The organism is Burkholderia sp. NFPP32 (genome assembly GCF_900119325.1).
Taxonomy (GTDB): Bacteria; Pseudomonadota; Gammaproteobacteria; order Burkholderiales; family Burkholderiaceae; genus Burkholderia; species Burkholderia pyrrocinia_C.
On record NZ_FPJP01000002.1, the window covers coordinates 509,359 to 526,465 of the forward strand.

The window sequence follows — 17,107 nt, forward strand, 5'->3', positions numbered from 1 at the left end:
TCATGGTCGATCAGAACAGTTCGAGTTCGCCGCCGGTATCCGCCGCGGCCGCTTCCGGCACATGGAAATCGACCGGCGCGTTCGCGCATACGCACAGCGTCGCGCCGATGCGCACGTCGCCGTCGAGCGTCAGGTCGTAGGCGGCCACGTAATCGGGTGCGAGCGCGGGCAGCCAGTCGATGCTCGCGCCGCTCAGCAGGGAAGGCGTCGACATCCCGAGATCGGGAAACGGCACGGTCAGCGCCTGGTTGATCGCGCCGCAGCACAGGTTCGCGACTTCCATGAACGCTTCGGGCAGCGGCCGCTGGCCGCTCGTGCCCGCCGTCGCGCCGGCGAAATGGCGGCGCGTCGCATCGTCGTCGCTGAAGCGCAGCGCGAGCAGCAGGCGGAAATGCAGCGCCGAGATCGTCAGCACCACGACGTACTCGGGCACCTTCGGTTTCGATCGCGACTTCATGCACGCGGGATCGTGCGCATCGTCGGCCGACGGCCGGATGTCGCACGCGCCGCCGGACGCGAGCCGCGTGCGCGCCGCATCAAAGAAGATCCGCTCGAAGCCGGCTTTCGCCTGTGCGCCGATCACGCCGCCTCTCCTTCGATCCGCGCGTGCAGTTGCCCGGCCAGCGTCTCGACGGTCGCGAGCGCGGCCGTGATCATCTTGCCGCCGGCCTGGATGTCCTGGAACGTCGCGGCCGTCACGAGATCGTTGCGGTTCAGGCTGTCGCGATAGCTGTTCGACAGCTGCTGCGAGCGTGCGGCCAGCCCGCGCACCTCGCTCGCGACGATCGAGAAGCCGCGCCCGGCCGTGCCCGCGCGCGCGGCCTCGATCGACGCGTTCAGCGACACGATCGACACGTGCGCGACGATCGCCGACAGCTCCTGGTTCTTCGTGCGCATGTCCTGGTTCTGCGTGGTCAGCGAGATCATCTGCTCGTGCCAGCGCTCGAACGTGCCGGCGAGCCCGCGCAGGCGCGCGGCTTCGTCGGCGATCTTCATCGCATGCTGCGCAAGCGCGGCGCGGTCCGCCGACAGCGCCTGCAGCGCGTCGCGCTGCGTGCCGGCCGCGGACGCCTCGCGCGCCAGCGCATCCTGGAGCCGCGCCTCGCGTTGCGCCCATGCGTCGGCGGCTTCGGCATGTGCCGACGCCGCTTCTGCCGCCTTCGCGTCGGCCGCATCGAGCGCGCCGCGCAACGCATGCGCGTCACGTGCCATCGCTGCGACAAGCCGCTTGCGCATCACGCGAAACACGACCGCCGCCGCCGCCGCGACGACGAAGCCGCCCGCCAGCGCGGCGGCAATCGGGATCATCCACGCCTGCACGATCACGCCATCACTCCGCTGCGCCGACGTCTGCAATGCGCGCGCGCTCGTGTGCGGCGCCGTGACCGGCACCGTCCGCCGCGAAGCGCGCCGGCAGCGACACGATCGTCTCGAACGCGCGATACGGCGCGCCGACGCGATCGTCGGTGAAGCGCAGCGCGATGTCGCCGCCGTCGCGCTTCAGGAAGTTGCGCACCGCGTCCATGCCGACGCCGCGCCCCGACACCTCGGTTACCGCGTGCGCGGTCGAGAAGCCCGGCCGGAAGATCAGCTCGGCCACCGCTTCGTCGGTGAGCGCCGCTTCGTTGCCGCCATCGATCCACCCGCGCTCGCGCGCGATGCCGCGAATCCGGTCGAGCGCGAGGCCGCGGCCGTCGTCGCTCAACACGAACCACAACTCGCCGCCACCGACGCCGACCGCGATGTCGATCGTGCCGGACGCCGCCTTGCCGGCCGCGCGGCGCTCTTCGGACGATTCGATCCCGTGGTCGATCGAATTGCGCAGCAGGTGCATGAACACGTTCTTCAGCGTCGCGCCGATCTCGCTGCGCACGCGATGGCCGTGGCTGTCGATATGCACGACGGGCGCCGGCTTGCCGAGTTCGGCCGCGAGCGACGGCAGCGACTCGATCACGCCGCCGAGCGCGTCGCCGATGCCCTGCGTGCCGAGCTGGCTCAGCATGCGGCGCACGGCATCGCGTGCCGCCTGCCAGTCGTTCGCGTTCGCCGGATCGGCACCGTCGAGCACGCGCAGGCTCTCGCTGATGTGCGCGCGTTCGACCATCAGGTAATCGGCACCGCCGTGCGCCGGTTCGCCGCTGCGGCCGAGCGTGACCGCGTTGATCGTCGCGTAGCGTTCGACGGCCTCGCGCACGCGGATCAGGTCGTCCATCAGCGCGTCGCGGTTCCACTCGGGGCCGCCGTCCGCGCGGCGCAGCGATTCGTACGCCTGTTCCGCTTCGTGGACGATGTTCGTCAGGTGCTGCAGGCTGTACGTGCGCGCATTGCCCTTGATCGTATGCATGTTGCGGAACAGCGCCGCGACGATCGAATGATCGGCGCGCTCGTGCTGGCGGATCATCCGTTCGTTCTCGCTGAGGAAGTCCTTCGCGCTGTGCACGAAGTCATGGAACTTGTCCTGGCTGATCGACAGGATCTCGCCGATCATCTCGAGGCGGCGCTGCTGCTCGCCGGCCTGCGCGGTCAGCTCGCGAATCTCGGTCACGTCGCGCACGCACAGCATCAGGCGCACGACCGTATCGGTCTCGTCGGTGATCGCCGACCAGCTCAGGTCGAGCCATTTCTCGCGGCCGTCCGGCATCCGCTTCGCGACTTCGTTGACGAGCAGGTGCGCGTTGAATTCGAAGTTCATGCTGTCTTCGCCGAGGCACGCGTGCACGGCCGCCTCGACCTGCGAGCGCGCGTCGGCGCCGATCGCCGAATCGTCGAACACGAGCGCCATCAGGTCGCGGCCGGCGATGTCGTTCGTCTCGAAGATGGTTTCGAGGTACGCCGAATACTCCGCATGCACGACGCCGCCTTCGACGACGGTCAGGATCCCTTGCTGCATGTTCTGCAGCATCGCCTGGATGTCCGCCGTCTTCTGCTTGAGCTGCGCGGCGTTCTCCTGGATCTTCTCGATCATTCCGTTGAACGCGACGATCGAATGGCCGATCTCGTCCATCCGGCCCACCGGCACGCGGCGCGTGAAATCCTGGCTCGTCGCGATCTCGCTCATCATCGTCTGCATCCCGATCAGCGGACGCGTGATCTGGCGATACAGCACGAAACCGAGCGCGGTCAGCAGCACGATCACCGTGCCCGCGACGCCCGCGATCGCGGTTGCCGTCGTCGCGAGCATCCCGTTCAGCGCGCTGATCGCGTCGTCCTTCTGGCGGTTCTTCTCGACGCGCAGCGTGTCGACGATGCTTTCGAGTTCGTCGCGATACTGCGCGACGTTCGCGAACAGGTAGGCCTGCGCCATCTCGGCCTTGCCGTCGACCTTCATCTTCACCGTGTCGTCGATCGCCGCGAAATAGTTCGCGGCGCTGTCCTTCGCCTGCGCGACGAGGCCTTCCTGCGCGCGGCCGACCGCCGATCGCGCCTGCGCGTCGAGTGCGGCGCGCAGCGCGGCCTGCTTCGCCTTCAGCTCGTCGCGCGCCTGCGCGGCGGTATTCGCGTCGGGCGCATAGACGAGCGTCATCGTCGCGATCTGGATGTTCTTCACATCGGCGACGAGATCGGCCGACGCGAGCGCGCTCGGCACGATGCCCTGGGTAACCTGGCGCACCTCGGACGCGCTCTTGCGCGTCTGGTACACGGCATAGATGCCGATCGCGGACAGCGCGAAGAACGTCAGGACGACTAGCAGCGTAATGCGATGACGGATGGTCATGAGTACAGCTCCCCGCAGCGATCCGGCTTCGACCGCCCATTGATCTAATGAAAGAATATGAGCGCCGAATTATCGGGGATGGTGTATGACTGTCCGATGACCGTTAATCAATCGATCATTGAGAAAATTGGAATGATTAATTACGGCAGGAAAAAGCTAAAGTTCTTTGCGGGTTTGCCGTTAACACCCGACCACCAACGCTGCGGAGTTTGCCGAATCGGCGGAGTAACGGATATTCATTGTTTTATTCGTGTTCCGCCCAATCGATTTTATTGAATAACGGTAAAACGTTTGCGCATTATCGTGCGAGTCGATTCATTGCCGCCCCGTCATGCGGAAAATACCGGATGCGATGTGCGGGCCCGCGCCGGCCGTCACGATCACGCGCTCGGAACCGACCGCCTGCCCCGATTCCTTCACGTGTTCGCGGGCGTTCGAGCACGGCGCATGACGCAACGCAACGCGGCGCGACACCGTAAGACGAACGCGCCGCGCTCGCAGGCAGGATCGCATGCGGGTAGCGAGCCTGATTCAGCGCGGAGGAATCCGTGCCGGTCGCTGCATGACTGCAATGCGGTCAGTTTTCATGCGCGCCTGCGAGCCAATCCTCGATCCGCAGCTCCGGGACTCGCTCAAACTCGCGCATGTTATGCGTGACAAGCACCAGCCGCCGCGCACGCGCCTGCCCTGCGATCAATGCATCATATGGGCCGATCGGTGTTCCTGCCGCGGTCAAATGCGCACGAATTTCGCCGGCATGCTGAGCATCTTCCGCGTCGAACGACACGACCTCGAACTGAAGCCCCTCCACGCGCGCCAGATTGGCTGCCACTCGCTGACTTTTGTAAGCTCCGTAATAGAGCTCATGCGCGACGATCGCCGGAATTCCGAAGTCTGCCGGTCGATGCGCACGCAGCTTGGCCAGCATGGCCGGCTCGCCTTTGAGAATGGCGATTACCGCGTTGGTATCCAGCAGAAACTTCATTCAAACACGTCCAGTCCCGGGCGCTCTTGAACGTCCGGCTGGGTTGTTGCAGCGGCCTCGAAGTCGGCGTCGACCGGGCCGATCAGCGGTGTCAGCCATGCCCAGTCTTGCGGCACCGGCTCGAGAATGACGGACGCCCCGTGGCGGCGAATCCGAACCTCGGTCGTCTCGAAGCGGAAATCCTTCGGCAGCCGGACGGCCTGCGATCCGCCATGCTTGAAGATCTTGGCAATATCCATCTTCACGCCCCCACGTATCTACAAAATGTATCTATTTTATCAACTAAGCGTGAGGATGACGAGTCGTCCGATCGGCCTGTTGTCGGTGGGTATTTCGGCCATCGCCCCGCGCCGCGCGTCGCGCGTCGCGATATCGGCAATCCGTCCCCGACATGAGCCGCGGCCGGATTCGTTCCCGCCAGGAAACAATCAATCGCCACCCGGCGATTCACCTCCCAGTCCGCACGCTCTAGACTGTCGCATCGTTCCCTTTCCGGACCCACGCGATGACCGACGCCCTGCCGCTGACCACCGATCCCGATTCGGGCCTCCAGTACCGGCTGCGCCCGGCTGCCGGCCGCCCCGCCGCCCGCCTGTTGCTGCTGCATGGCGTCGGCGGCAACGAAACCAACCTGCTGAACGTGGCCGATGTGATCGATCCGCGCATCGAGATCGCGTTCGTGCGCGGCCCGCTGACCTTCGGGCCCGACCAGCACGCGTGGTTTCCGGTGCGCTTCGGCCCGAACGGCCCCGAAATCGACGCGGCCCGCGCGGACGCCAGCCGCCTCCAGCTGATTGCGCTGCTGCGCGCCTTCCGCGCGCGGGACGGCGCGGGCTCCGCGTTGCCGGCCGTGATCGCCGGCTTCAGCCAGGGCGGCATCATGAGCGCGAGCGTCGGCCTCACGTCGCCGGCCGACGTCGCCGCGTTCGCCGTGCTGTGCGGCCGCATCCTGCCGGAAATCGATCCGCTGATCGCGCCGCGCGATGCGCTTCGCCCGTTGCACGCGCTGATCGTGCACGGCCGCTTCGACGACAAGCTGCCCGTCGCATGGGCCGATACCGCCGATGCAAGACTCACGGCGCTCGATGTCGCACACGACACGCGGTTGTATGCGGCCGGGCACGAACTGACTCAGGAAATGGCCGCCGATTTCGGCCGATGGGTCGGCGAACGCACCGGATTGAACTGACCGCACCGGTAAAGCCGGCCCGCGAACGGACCGGCCCCCGGCGCGCACCGTCACGCGTTCTGCGCAGGATCTGCGACGACGCGCACGGCCGCGGGTGCGGCAACCGCCCGCTCACGCTCGGCACCGCGCTTCGCGAGCTTCCAGCCGATCACCAACGCGAGCACGACAACCGGAATCGTCGCGACGGTCCACGTACCGCCCGGGTAGTCGAACGCCATCAGCACCAGCACGCCGACGAGGAATGCGAGCGTGAGCCACGAAGTGAACGGCGCGCCGGGCATCCGGAACGACACGGCCTTCAGCTCGCCGCGACCGACCGCGCGGCGGAACAGGATCTGGCTCATCACGATGAAACCCCACGTCGTGATGATCCCGAGCGACGCCATGTTCAGCACGATCTCGAACGCCTGGGCCGGCACGATGTAGTTCAGCGGCACGCCGATCGCATTGATCGCGACCGTGATCAGGATCCCGCCGTACGGCACGCCGCGCGCGTTCATCCGCGACACGAAGCGCGGCGCCGACCCGCCCATCGCGAGCGAGCGCAGCACGCGCCCGGTCGAATAGAGACCCGAATTCAGGCTCGACAGCGCGGCGGTCAGCACCACGACGTTCATTACCGTGCCGACGTACGGCACGCCGAGCTTGCCGAAGAACGTCACGAACGGGCTTTCGTGCGCGCTGTATGCGGTCCACGGCAGCAGCAGCGTCAACAGCACGACCGAACCGACGTAGAACAGCGCAATGCGCCACATCACGCCGTTGATGGCCTTCGGCAGCACCTTGCGCGCATCGGCCGTCTCGCCCGCCGCGACGCCGACGAGCTCGATGCTCGCATACGCGAACACGACGCCCTGCACGATCAGCACGGCCGGCAGGATGCCGTGCGGAAAGATCCCGCCGTGATCCGCGACGAGATGAAGCCCCGGCATCTGGCCGGCGACCGGATGGCCGCTCGCGAGGAACACGGCGCCGACCGCGAGGAACACCGCGAGCGTGCCCACCTTGACGAGCGAGAACCAGAACTCCATCTCGCCGAACACCTTCACGCCGATCATGTTCATCACCGACACGATCCCGAGCGCGCCGAGCGCGAACACCCACTGCGGCACGTCCGTGAACACGGCCCAGTACTTCATGTAGATCGCGACCGCGGTGATGTCGACGATGCCGGTCGTCGCCCAGTTCAGGTAGTACATCCAGCCCGCGACGAACGACGCGCGCTCGCCCATGAACTCCCGCGCATACGACACGAAGCTGCCGCTGGTCGGCCGGTGCATCACGAGCTCGCCGAGCGCGCGCATGATCAGGAACGCGAACACGCCGCAGACCAGATACACGAGCGCCAGTGCGGGCCCCGCGCTTTGCAGGCGCCCGCCCGCGCCGAGAAAGAGGCCGGTGCCGATCGCACCGCCCATCGCGATCATCTGCACGTGCCGCGGCTTCAAATGCTTCGCATAACCGGCTTCGTGCGACGCGAACATCGCGTCGGGATCGGTATGACGGGAATCCGCGCCGCCGGCCGTATCGGCCGGCCGCTCGCTGGTGTGTTTCATGTTGAGTCTCCGTTTATTGATGTGTCGCGCCCCGCTCCGGGGCGCTTTTTGAACGGTCGCGCGCAGGCCGCCGGCGGCAGGCGCCGGTGCCGCGCGGCCGGTGTCAAAGCACGCGCGGCCGGATCAGCGCTTCGGGTTGCAGCGCGTCGTCCAGTTGCGCTTCGGTCATCAACTGGTGATCCAGCACGACCTCGCGGATCGACTTGCCGCTCTCGTGCGCCTCGGCGGCCACGGCGGTCGCGCGCTTGTAGCCGATGTACGGGTTCAGCGCGGTTGCAAGCGCGACCGAGCGCTCCATCGTTTCGCGCAGCCGCTCGGGATTCGCGGTGATCCCGCTCACGCACCGTTGCGCGAGCGTCGTGCATGCGGCCGTCAGGTGGCTGAAGCTGCGGAACAGCGCGCTGGCGATCACCGGCTCGAATGCGTTGAGCTGAAGCTGTCCGGCCTCGGCGGCGAAGGTCACGGTCAGGTCGTTGCCGAACACCTCGAACGCGACCTGGTTGACGACTTCCGGGATCACCGGATTCACCTTGCCCGGCATGATCGACGAGCCGGCCTGCACGGGCGGCAGGTTGATCTCGCCGAACCCCGCGCGCGGGCCGCTCGACAGCAGCCGCAGGTCGTTGCAGATCTTCGACAGCTTGACGGCGATCCGCTTGAGCACGCCCGAGACCTGCACGAACGCGCCGCAATCCTGCGTCGCCTCGATCAGGTTCGGCGCGGTGCTCAGGTCGAGCCCGGTGATGCGCCGCAGCGCCGCCAGCGCCTTCTCCGCATACTGCGGATGCGCGGTGATCCCCGTGCCGATCGCGGTCGCGCCGAGATTGATCTCGCGGATCAGCCAGCCGGCTTCCTGCAAGCGCGCAATGTCTTCCGTCAGCATCACCGCGTACGTCGAGAATTCCTGGCCGAGCGTCATCGGCACCGCGTCCTGCAACTGTGTGCGGCCGAGCTTCAGCAGGCCCGCGAACGCGTCGGCCCGCTCCGCGAATGCATCGCGCAGGCGCGCCATCGCGTCGAGCAGGTGCTCGACCGCGAAGCACGTGGCGACCCGGATCGCGGTCGGATAGACGTCGTTCGTGCTCTGCGCGAGATTGACGTGCTCGTTCGGATGCAGATATTCGTACTGCCCGCGCGCGTGCCCCATGATTTCGAGCGCGCGGTTGCAGATCACCTCGTTCGCGTTCATGTTGGTCGACGTGCCGGCCCCGCCCTGGATGACGTCGACGACGAACTGGTCGTGCAGGCGCCCTTCGCGGATCTCGATGCACGCGGCGGAGATCGCATCGCGATACGGCTTCGGCAGCAGCCCGAGCTCGCAGTTGGCGTCGGCCGCGGCTTCCTTCACGGCCGCGAGCGCCATCACGAGGTACGGCAGCGTCGCGATACTGCGGCCGGAAATGTCGAAATTCTCTTTGGCGCGCAGCGTGTGTACGCCGTAGTAGGCCGCATCCGGAATGCTTCGTTTACCTAAAAGATCCGCTTCGACGCGGAAGCCGCTTTCTGCCATCGTGCCCCTCCTGGGTGTCTCGTGCCGCTCGTCGTGCGCCGCTTCCCGACGCGACGGGTTCGCATTCTATGCCTTTGCAAAAACATGCTCGCCTCTGTATTATCGAAAGCGGTTTTGCGTGGGACGCAACAACGAGAATCGGATGAAAAAAGGCATGAGAGAGACAGGCATCGATCACCTCGGCGCGATGCGCGCGTTCGTGAGAGTGGTCGAAACGGGGAGTTTTTCGGCGGTCGCGAAGGAGATGCACGTGTCGACGTCGACCGTCGCGCGCAAGGTGACGGCGATCGAGGAAACGCTCGGCGTCGCGCTGCTGCACCGTTCGACGCACAGCGTGACGCTGACCGAGGCCGGCCACATCTATCTGGAGCGCGCCATCACGCTGATCGCCGATCTCGACGACACGCTGCGTGTGGTCGCCGAGCTGAATGCACAGCCGAGCGGCCCGCTGAAGCTCACCGCGCCGGTCGCGTTCGGGCGCCGTCACCTCGCGCCGCTGATCGCGCCGTTTCTCGCGCGCTACCCGACAATCCAGCTCGACGTGCGGCTCACCGACAACCACAACGACCTCGTGGCCGGCGGCTTCGATCTCGACATTCACGAGGGCGAGAACTACCTGGACAACCTGGTCGTCCACCGGCTGTCGCGCAACGACAGCATCCTGTGCGCAGCGCCCGGCTATCTCGATCGCTACGGGCGCCCGTCGGCGCCGGACGACCTGAAGCACCACAACTGCCTGCGCTACGTGCACCCGGAAGGCGATCCGCGCTGGGATTTCGTGCACGGCGACGCGCGACACAGCGTGCTGCCGGCCGGCAATCTCGTCACCGACCATTCGGAACTGCTGCTCGAAGCGACCTGCGCGGGGCTCGGCATCGCAGAGTTCGAGATCTGGCTGGTGCGCGACCTGCTCGCGAGCGGGCAACTCGAAGCCGTGCTGCCGCGCTACCGGCTGCAGAACCGGCTGACGGGCGAATTCATCTACATCGCGTATCTGGCGAACCGGCGCAGTTCGGCGAAGCTGCGCGTGCTGAAGGATTTTCTCGCGGAACATCTCGCGCAGATCGGCGAACTGTCGGACGTCGAGCTGGCGAAGATTCGCGGCGCGCGCGCGTAGCGCCCGCGTTGGCGTTCGCGTTCGCGTCGATCAGCTAGCGGGCGGGCGCCGATGCGCACGGCCCGGTTCGCGGGCCGGCGGCATCGGTGATCGGTGCAGGGACGAGCTCAGGCAGGCTGCAATTCGAACGGAAACGTGGCGTGCCCGATCTCGACGCCCTGCGTATTGAGCATCCGCGGCCGGTGGAAGCCGGCCAGTTGCGCGCGCTGCGCGGACGTACCGATCTGCAGCCGCTCGAGAATCTCGCTGACGACCATGTAGAGCACGTCGAGATTGCCGTCCTCGATCTTCACCGAGATGCCGAGCGCACCGTCGGCGCCGAGCCGCCGCGTGTTCTCCGATGCACGCACGCCGAGCCCGTAGCACGCATCGGCGCCGAGCTTGCCGACCACCTGCCCGCCGAATGCATTCATCAGCACCGTGCAATAGCGCCCGTCGCCGGCGACCAGCTCGGGATGCGCCGTCATCGCACGATGAATGCGCGCCAGCGCGCGAACGCGATCGCCGATCTCACCGCCGCCCGCTTCCACCGTGTCCGCGCCGTCGGCCAGCGATGCGTAAAGTCGCGCCAGCCGATCCAGCGAAAACGCAGGCGTCGGCAGGTTGCACCCGTCGATCGCCCAGTCGACTTCGTCGTCGCGCAAGCCGCACGCATCGGCCACGACGTGCTTCACGCGCACCTGCATCGGATGGTCGGGCAGATGGTAATCGGCCATCGCGGCGCCGATCGCCTGCGCGCCGGCCAGCATCCCGACGTGCTTGCCGGAACAGTTGCTGCACACGCCGGTTGGCGTGTAGTCGCGCTTGATCCACGACCGGTACACCGCATCGGACAACGGCGGATGGCCACCACACCGCAAATCCGATTCGTGCGCGGCGACCTTGGCGAGCATCGCCCGCGTGCGTTCGATGTGCCGGTCCTCGCTGCTGTGCGACGCGCACATCAGCGCGATGTCCGCGTCGTCGAAGCCGAAGCGCTCGGGCGCGCCCGTCTCGATCACCGACAGCGCCTGGGCCGGCTTGGCCGCCGAGCGCGCCAGCGTCATCCGGAACGGATCGCCGAACCGGGCCAGCAACCTGCCGCTTGCATCCACCACCGCCACATGGGCGACGTGCGTGTTCTCGATCGCATTGCCGCGGTACGTGACGACCGCTGCGCGTTGGATGTCCATCGTGTCCTGCCTCCTCCTTGCTCGGGCCTGGCTGCCGGGGCCCGTCCAACCGGTACGGAAGTGTATCGAGTCGTCGCCGCCGCGCGCCCGCCGGGCAATGGAAAGCGGTGTTGCATGCCACGCAAAGGCAACCTCGTTGTGACAAAACCTGACCGATTCAGCACAAAATCATTCAAATTCATTTCTGTTGCGCACACCATTCCGGGACGCACGCCGATCCTGACGGCGCAGACATACGCGCGAACCTGCCCGCGCGCCGCCAGGATGATGCGGCCGCACACGTCCGCACGTTCACGCGAGGTGGTAGCGCAGCCAGAAGGTCTCGCGACATGCGTTGTCGAACGTTAACCGCGACGGGCTGATCGGCTGTGCATCGGGATGGCGGAGCACGTCGTAATCGATCCAGCATTCGGCGCACAGCAGGTCGGACGGCGCGCGGTCCTGCTCGACCGAGCGGCGCACGATCGCGCCGTTGTCGAAACGGTATTCGGTTTCGTCGCGCACGACCTCGACATCGTCGTCGGTCCAGCGGTCGTGCGACGTCGCATGCGACATGATCGACACGGGCCCTGCGAGCCCGTGAATCGCGGCGATGTAGGAAATGAGCTTGTGCATGGCGAAGAGGCGAACTGGCGGATGGCCGCTTCGCGCGATGAATGCGGCGCGAAGCGGACCGAGCGGCGAGTATAGCCGCGCGCCGATGACCTTGCCGCCGGCGGGGTTTCGCTCGCGCGCTACGCTTCCAGCGCGAGCAACGCGAACGTCGCGAGCCAGTGCTCGCCCATGTAATCGCCGGCCACGTGCGCGAGCGCGCTCGCGAGATGCCGGCCGGCCGCGCCGAGCAGCTTCGCGCGCCGCGCGTCGCCTTCCGGCAGCGCGCCGGCAAGCGCCCGCTGGCACCACGCGCGGCTCAGGTTCAGCCCGTCGAGGTGCGCGATCTTGCCGTCGCTGCGGTCGCTGACCGTCGCCGGCTCGAACAGCGTCGCCGGCTCGCCGCGCGCGAGATCCGGCAAAAAGCGCGCGAACCAGCCGTCGAATTCGGCTGCCGGCAGCACGCGCCGCATCAGCTCGGCCTCCATCAGCGCGGGCGACAGGAATTCGTCGCCCGACGGCTCCCACGCCTGGCACGCGACGTCGTCCAGGTGCCAGCGCTTCGCGGTGTCGACGATCAGCGCCGCGAGCCCGTCGCGCTGCGTGTCGCGCGCGAAGTCGAGCGTGAGCGCCAGCGCGAACGCGGTGTTGAAGTGCGTGCCGACGCGCAGCGGATAAGTCGCTTTCGGCAGGAAGGTCTCGAAGCGCGACACGAACAGGTCGGTGAGCGGCGCCATCGCCTTCGCCCAGCGCGCGGCCTGCGGCAGCACGCCCTTCAGCGCGAGCCGCTCGAGTTGCGCGGACAGCGCGAGCAGCCACGCCCAACCGTACGGCCGTTCGAAACCGCTGTTGTGCGGCATCGCGAGATACGCGCGCTCGCCGGCGACATTCGCTTCGGTGAAGTGCGCGTCGACGATCGCGACGATGCGCTCGGCCTCCGGCAGCGCCGGATAGCGTTCGAGCACGCGCAGCACGAGCCAGTAGCCGTGCACGCACGAGTGCCAGTCGTAGCTGCCGTAGAAGATCGGATGCAGCGCGCGCGGCCCCTGCACGTCGTGCGGACCTTCGAGCGAATGCGTGAGCTTGTTCGGATATTCGCGGGTCAGGTGCGCGAGCGCGAGCGACGCGAATTTCGACGCGAGTTCGGGCGTGAGTCGATCGGTCATGAGGATCTCGTCCATCGAGTCAGAAGCGGAATACGAATGCATACATCAGCAGCGTGTTCACGGCCAGCAGCAGCACGGCCGTCGGCCATTGCGCCTTGATCACGCCGTTCTTGTCCTTCAGTTCGAGCAGCGCCGCCGGCACGACGTTGAAGTTCGCGGCCATCGGCGTCATCAGCGTACCGCAGAAGCCGCTCAGCATCCCGATCGCGCCGACGATCGCCGGGTTGCCGTGGAACTGGTGGACGATCAGCGGCAGGCCGATGCCGGCCGTCATCACCGGGAACGCGGCGAAGCCGTTGCCCATGATCATCGTGAACAGCGCCATGCCGACCGTGTAGGCCGCGACCACCGCGAACGGCGAATCGATCGGCACCCAGTCCTTCACGAGCCCCGACACCACGCCGCCGACACCGGCGAGCGCGAACAGCGCGCCGAGCGCCGCGAGCATCTGCGGCAGGATCGCGGCCCAGCCGACCGCGTCCATCGTGTGGCGCGCTTCCTTCAGCGCATGGACGGGCGAATCGCGCAGCATCGCCAGCGCGACGACGAACGCGACGATCGTGCCGAGCACGAGCGAGATCAGCGTCACGCTCTTCGGGTCGACGAACGGCACGCGCTTCAGCGCGAACGTGCCGATCAGCGTGACCACCGGAATCAGCAGCGCGGGCAGGAACAGCCGGTTGCCGAAGCGCTGCGCGAGCGACTCGCGCCGCACGGCCGCCGCTTCGCCGGCTTCGTCCGACTTGCCGCGCCCGAGCTTGCCCGAGCCGGCGATCACCGCGAGCCCGATCGCGAGGCAGCCCGTCACGAAATGCGGCAGCAGCGCGCCGAACAGGAACGTGACCGCGTAGATCGCCCAGAACGCGAAATTGACGACGCGCCGCGGGTTCGTGCGGTCCGTCAGGTTGAAGCACGCGAACGCGGCGAACATCAGCCCCGCGAGCGTGTACAGCGATTCGAGGCCGATCATCGCGTGCCCTCCTGCGCCAGCAAGCCGCAGCCGCGCGCGAGCCGGCGGTCGAGCAGCGCGAGGCGCGTACAGTGGATCAGCAGCGCGGCGATCGCGGTCGGGATCGCCCATACCGACAGATGCAGCGGCTCGACGACGATCCCGTTCTGTTCGAGAAAGCCCTTGATCAGCAGGATCGACTGGATCGCGATGAAGATGTCCTCGCCGAAGAACACGGCGATGTTGTCGACGCCCGACGCATGCGCGCGGATCTGCTGGCGCACCGACTCGGGCAGTTCGCCGTGCCGGTCGACGGCGGCGGCCTCGGCCATCGGCACGATCAGCGGCCGCACCATCTGCGCATGGCCGCCGAGCGACGTGAGGCCGAGCGCGGCCGTCGCCTGGCGCAGCACGAAGTACAGCATCAGCACGCGGCCCGTGGTGGCCGCCTGCACGCGCGAGATCATCCGCTTCGCCTGCTCCTTGAGCCCGTTGCGCTCGAGCAGCGCGATCACCGGCAGCGTCAGCCAGATGAGGCCCATGTAGCGGTTTTCGGTGAACGCCTTGCCGAACGCGCTGACGATGTCGACGAGATTCAGCCCGCCCGCCAGCCCGGTCGCGAGCCCCGCGATCGTGACCACCAGCAGCGCATTGAAGCGCAGCGCGAAACCGATCACGACGATCGGCACCCCAATCAGCACCAGCATTGCTCCTCCTTGTGTTGGACGCGCGGCGCCTTTGCAGCGGCCGCCTGCACGGTTTGGACCGGGCTCTGACCGCGAAATCTAACACGAGACTTTATCGATAAAAAGTCGACGATTTGCCGGTTCGGGTAAACGTTGAAGCGTGCGGACACCGTGCACGGGCCATGTGTCGGCGGTGTTTCATCGGAGGAATCGATCGTCGGTCGGGCGGCGCAGCCGCACGCGTTGCGGCATGCGCTTCCCCGCATTCTCGCGGCCGGCGGCAGCCGGCACGGGCCGCCGCGCGTGGCGGAGCCCCGGTGCGCCGACTAAACTGGAAAGCATCTGCAACGTACGGGAGAGCCGCCATGATTGACGTATTCCAGACCATCGGCAGCCGCGCGTTCTCCGCTCATCTGGCGAAGGACGGGATGGTCACGCTGATGGAACAGCGCAATGAAGTCGACCGCGTGACGCTCGCGACCGCCTATGCCGCGCTCGTCGAGGAGGCCGAGCAGGAATCCGACCTGCTCGACGCGACGGTCGAAGGGATGATGCGCGCGCTGATCCAGGGGTACGCGCGCAGCCATTGACGGCGCGGCCGCGCATCCGGTGCGCATCCGGTGCGCGGCCGGGTGCCCGGTTGCGACCGGCTATGCGGCCGGCGTGCCGGCGCCCGCGCCGAACCACCGGCCCGCGCGCAGTTGCCCGTGGTCGGCCCGCGTGAAGATCCTCAGCAGGTTCGATACGGCGCCGTTGCTGTCGCGATCGAGCTGCGCCAGGAACGCTTCGACCTCGTCGCGGCCGGCAAACAGGATCGTGCTGAAGTAGCGTTCGCGCTCGGCGTCGGACAGGTTCGTCGCGCGCAACTGGTACGGATGATGAAGCGCCGCGAACAGGAAGTAGTAGCGCTCGGCGTCGTCGCGCAGCACGCGCACCGCGTCGGGCTCGACCGGAAACTCGCGGTAGAACGACGCGTGCCCGCTCTCGATGTCGATCCGGTACAGCAACCGGCCGTCGCGTTCGATCACGACCGGCGCGTATGGGTCGCGGCTGACGAGCGTGGTGTCGGGCGCAGCCATCCGGTTCTCCTCGTTCTTCGTGTCGAAGCCGGCACGGTAACATGCGTCCTTCGGCGGCCTGCCGTGTCGAGATCGCATGGCCCCGGCATGAACGACTGCGCCGGCCCGGGCCCGGTTCCGTTACCGGCCGGAAGCGCCGCACCGCCATCGTCATAGAGGAAACGTACTGGAACAGCGCCATGCGCAAATTTTTCGATTGCCGCCGCCCGCGCCGCATGACAGCATTCGGGGCGTCGCCAACCGAAAAAGAATGCCGCGCCGCCGGCCACCGATGCCGCCCGGCGGCGCCGAACAGGCAGCCCCTTCCATGAACCCGGCCCATATCCAACATTACGAACCGACCGGAGAATTCCGCTTGTGAACATCGGCATCGTCAACGACCTCCCGCTTGCCGTCGAGGCGATGCGCCGCGCGATCGCGCGTCGGCCCGAGCACCGCGTGCTGTGGGTCGCGACCGACGGTGCGCAGGCCGTCGAACTGTGCGCCGCGCAGCCGCCCGACGTCGTGCTGATGGACCTGATCATGCCGAAATTCGACGGGATCGAAGCGACACGGCGGATCATGCGATCCGAACGACCGTGCGCAATCCTGATCGTGACGAGCTGCATCGGCGCGAACGCGTGGCGCGTGTACGAAGCGATGGGCGCCGGTGCGCTCGACGCGGTCGACACGCCGCGGCTCGGCGATGGCGCGGCCGGCGATACGACCAGGTTACTGCTTGCGAAGATCGACCAGATCGGCCGCCTGCTCGATGCGCCCGGCGGCACGCGCATTGCCGGTACGGCCACCCGCGCCGGCGGCGGCCCGCTGGTCGCGATCGGCGCATCGGCCGGCGGCCCCGGCGCGCTCGCGTCGATCCTCGGCGCCCTGCCGGCCGATTTCAGCGCGCCGATCGTGATCGTGCAGCACGTCGACCGCGCATTCGCCGAAGGCATGGCGCAATGGCTCGACGGCCAGACGCCGCTCGCCGTGCGCGTCGCGCGCGAAGGCGACCGCCCGCAGCCTGGCGTCGCGCTGCTCGCCGCGACCGACGATCACCTGCGGATCACGCGCGCCGGCACGCTCGAATACACGCGCGAGCCGGCCGCCACGCCGTATCGGCCGTCGGTCGACGTGTTCTTCAACAGCCTGACCGAGCACTGGCCCGGCCGCGTGATCGGCGTGCTGCTCACCGGGATGGGGCGCGACGGCGCGATCGGCCTGAAGGCGCTGCGGATGAAGGGCTACCATACGATCGCGCAGGACGAGGCGACGAGCGCCGTGTACGGCATGCCGAAGGCGGCCGCGGCGCTCGGCGCGGCGCGCGCGATCCTGCCGCTCGGCCGCATCGCGGGCGAGCTGGCGGCGCTCGCGCGAATCTGATCCCGACGATGAACACGCGCAACACCCATG

General features: G+C 67.4%; 18 protein-coding genes. 5 read left to right on the plus strand and 13 right to left on the minus strand.

Translation table 11 applies throughout. From position 1 onward, the window contains the following. Positions 1 to 10: 10 nt before the first annotated feature. From BT264_RS06615 to BT264_RS06625, 3 genes are read right to left on the minus strand one after another with little or no spacing between them, the layout of a single operon-like run. Positions 11 to 583, minus strand: coding sequence for a hypothetical protein (locus BT264_RS06615; RefSeq protein WP_072436511.1), 573 nt, complete (start codon positions 581 to 583; stop codon positions 11 to 13). Then, positions 580 to 1,308, minus strand: coding sequence for a methyl-accepting chemotaxis protein (locus BT264_RS06620; protein WP_072436900.1), 729 nt, complete (start codon positions 1,306 to 1,308; stop codon positions 580 to 582). The genes BT264_RS06615 and BT264_RS06620 overlap by 4 nt, the downstream gene beginning before the upstream one ends. A 22-nt stretch (positions 1,309 to 1,330) precedes the next feature. Beyond that, positions 1,331 to 3,715: an MCP four helix bundle domain-containing protein gene (locus BT264_RS06625; RefSeq protein WP_072436510.1), complete on the minus strand. Its 2,385-nt coding sequence runs from the start codon at positions 3,713 to 3,715 to the stop codon at positions 1,331 to 1,333. Between the two features lie 57 nt (positions 3,716 to 3,772). Between BT264_RS06625 and BT264_RS06630 the strand changes: the two genes are divergently transcribed. Then, entirely contained in the window at positions 3,773 to 3,991 is a 219-nt protein-coding gene (locus tag BT264_RS06630) for a hypothetical protein (RefSeq protein WP_072436509.1), read from the plus strand. 301 nt (positions 3,992 to 4,292) lie between these two features. Here BT264_RS06630 and BT264_RS06635 read toward each other — a convergent pair whose 3' ends face one another. Together BT264_RS06635 and BT264_RS06640 are read right to left on the minus strand one after the other, a co-directional pair. Next, positions 4,293 to 4,700 carry a type II toxin-antitoxin system VapC family toxin gene (locus tag BT264_RS06635; protein ID WP_072436508.1) on the minus strand — a complete coding sequence of 136 codons (408 nt, stop codon included), beginning with the start codon at positions 4,698 to 4,700 and terminating at the stop codon, positions 4,293 to 4,295. Next, complete coding sequence (locus BT264_RS06640) at positions 4,697 to 4,939, minus strand: antitoxin (protein ID WP_072436899.1); 243 nt, start codon at positions 4,937 to 4,939, stop codon at positions 4,697 to 4,699. Before BT264_RS06640 ends, BT264_RS06635 begins: the two co-directional genes overlap by 4 nt. A gap of 266 nt (positions 4,940 to 5,205) precedes the next feature. Here BT264_RS06640 and BT264_RS06645 point away from each other — a divergent pair, with 266 nt between their 5' ends. Further along, positions 5,206 to 5,889, plus strand: coding sequence for an alpha/beta hydrolase (locus tag BT264_RS06645; protein ID WP_072436507.1), 684 nt, complete (start codon positions 5,206 to 5,208; stop codon positions 5,887 to 5,889). Positions 5,890 to 5,939: 50 nt separating this feature from the next. On the opposite strand, the gene BT264_RS06650 is transcribed toward BT264_RS06645, so the two are convergent. Then, entirely contained in the window at positions 5,940 to 7,445 is a 1,506-nt protein-coding gene (locus tag BT264_RS06650; protein WP_072436506.1) for an amino acid permease, read from the minus strand. 103 nt (positions 7,446 to 7,548) lie between these two features. Next, complete coding sequence (aspA, locus tag BT264_RS06655) at positions 7,549 to 8,955, minus strand: aspartate ammonia-lyase (protein ID WP_072436505.1); 1,407 nt, start codon at positions 8,953 to 8,955, stop codon at positions 7,549 to 7,551. 142 nt (positions 8,956 to 9,097) lie between these two features. Between aspA and BT264_RS06660 the strand changes: the two genes are divergently transcribed. Beyond that, on the plus strand, positions 9,098 to 10,072 hold the full coding sequence (locus BT264_RS06660; RefSeq protein ID WP_072436898.1) for a LysR family transcriptional regulator: 975 nt from the start codon (positions 9,098 to 9,100) through the stop codon (positions 10,070 to 10,072). Positions 10,073 to 10,179: 107 nt separating this feature from the next. Here the strand turns inward: BT264_RS06660 and BT264_RS06665 are convergent, their stop codons facing one another. The 5 genes from BT264_RS06665 to BT264_RS06685 form a co-directional block, all read right to left on the minus strand. Next, the gene (locus tag BT264_RS06665) at positions 10,180 to 11,244 is read right to left on the minus strand and encodes an asparaginase (protein ID WP_072436504.1); all 1,065 of its coding nucleotides are present in this window, start codon (positions 11,242 to 11,244) and stop codon (positions 10,180 to 10,182) included. A 291-nt stretch (positions 11,245 to 11,535) separates the two neighbouring features. Beyond that, positions 11,536 to 11,859, minus strand: coding sequence for a hypothetical protein (locus BT264_RS06670; protein WP_072436503.1), 324 nt, complete (start codon positions 11,857 to 11,859; stop codon positions 11,536 to 11,538). Between the two features lie 119 nt (positions 11,860 to 11,978). Then, positions 11,979 to 13,001 (minus strand): DUF2891 domain-containing protein, encoded by a 1,023-nt coding sequence (locus BT264_RS06675; RefSeq protein ID WP_072436897.1) that lies wholly within the window; start codon positions 12,999 to 13,001, stop codon positions 11,979 to 11,981. 19 nt (positions 13,002 to 13,020) lie between these two features. Beyond that, positions 13,021 to 13,971: a DUF979 domain-containing protein gene (locus tag BT264_RS06680; protein ID WP_072436502.1), complete on the minus strand. Its 951-nt coding sequence runs from the start codon at positions 13,969 to 13,971 to the stop codon at positions 13,021 to 13,023. Further along, the gene (locus BT264_RS06685) at positions 13,968 to 14,657 is read right to left on the minus strand and encodes a DUF969 domain-containing protein (protein ID WP_072436501.1); all 690 of its coding nucleotides are present in this window, start codon (positions 14,655 to 14,657) and stop codon (positions 13,968 to 13,970) included. Before BT264_RS06685 ends, BT264_RS06680 begins: the two co-directional genes overlap by 4 nt. 344 nt (positions 14,658 to 15,001) lie before the next feature. Between BT264_RS06685 and BT264_RS06690 the strand changes: the two genes are divergently transcribed. Next, positions 15,002 to 15,226, plus strand: coding sequence for a hypothetical protein (locus BT264_RS06690; protein ID WP_072436500.1), 225 nt, complete (start codon positions 15,002 to 15,004; stop codon positions 15,224 to 15,226). Between the two features lie 60 nt (positions 15,227 to 15,286). On the opposite strand, the gene BT264_RS06695 is transcribed toward BT264_RS06690, so the two are convergent. Next, positions 15,287 to 15,715: a hypothetical protein gene (locus BT264_RS06695; protein WP_072436499.1), complete on the minus strand. Its 429-nt coding sequence runs from the start codon at positions 15,713 to 15,715 to the stop codon at positions 15,287 to 15,289. 357 nt (positions 15,716 to 16,072) lie between these two features. On the opposite strand from BT264_RS06695, the gene BT264_RS06700 reads away from it, so the two are divergent. Further along, the gene (locus BT264_RS06700) at positions 16,073 to 17,077 is read left to right on the plus strand and encodes a chemotaxis response regulator protein-glutamate methylesterase (protein WP_072436498.1); all 1,005 of its coding nucleotides are present in this window, start codon (positions 16,073 to 16,075) and stop codon (positions 17,075 to 17,077) included. The last annotated feature ends 30 nt before the right edge of the window (positions 17,078 to 17,107 follow it).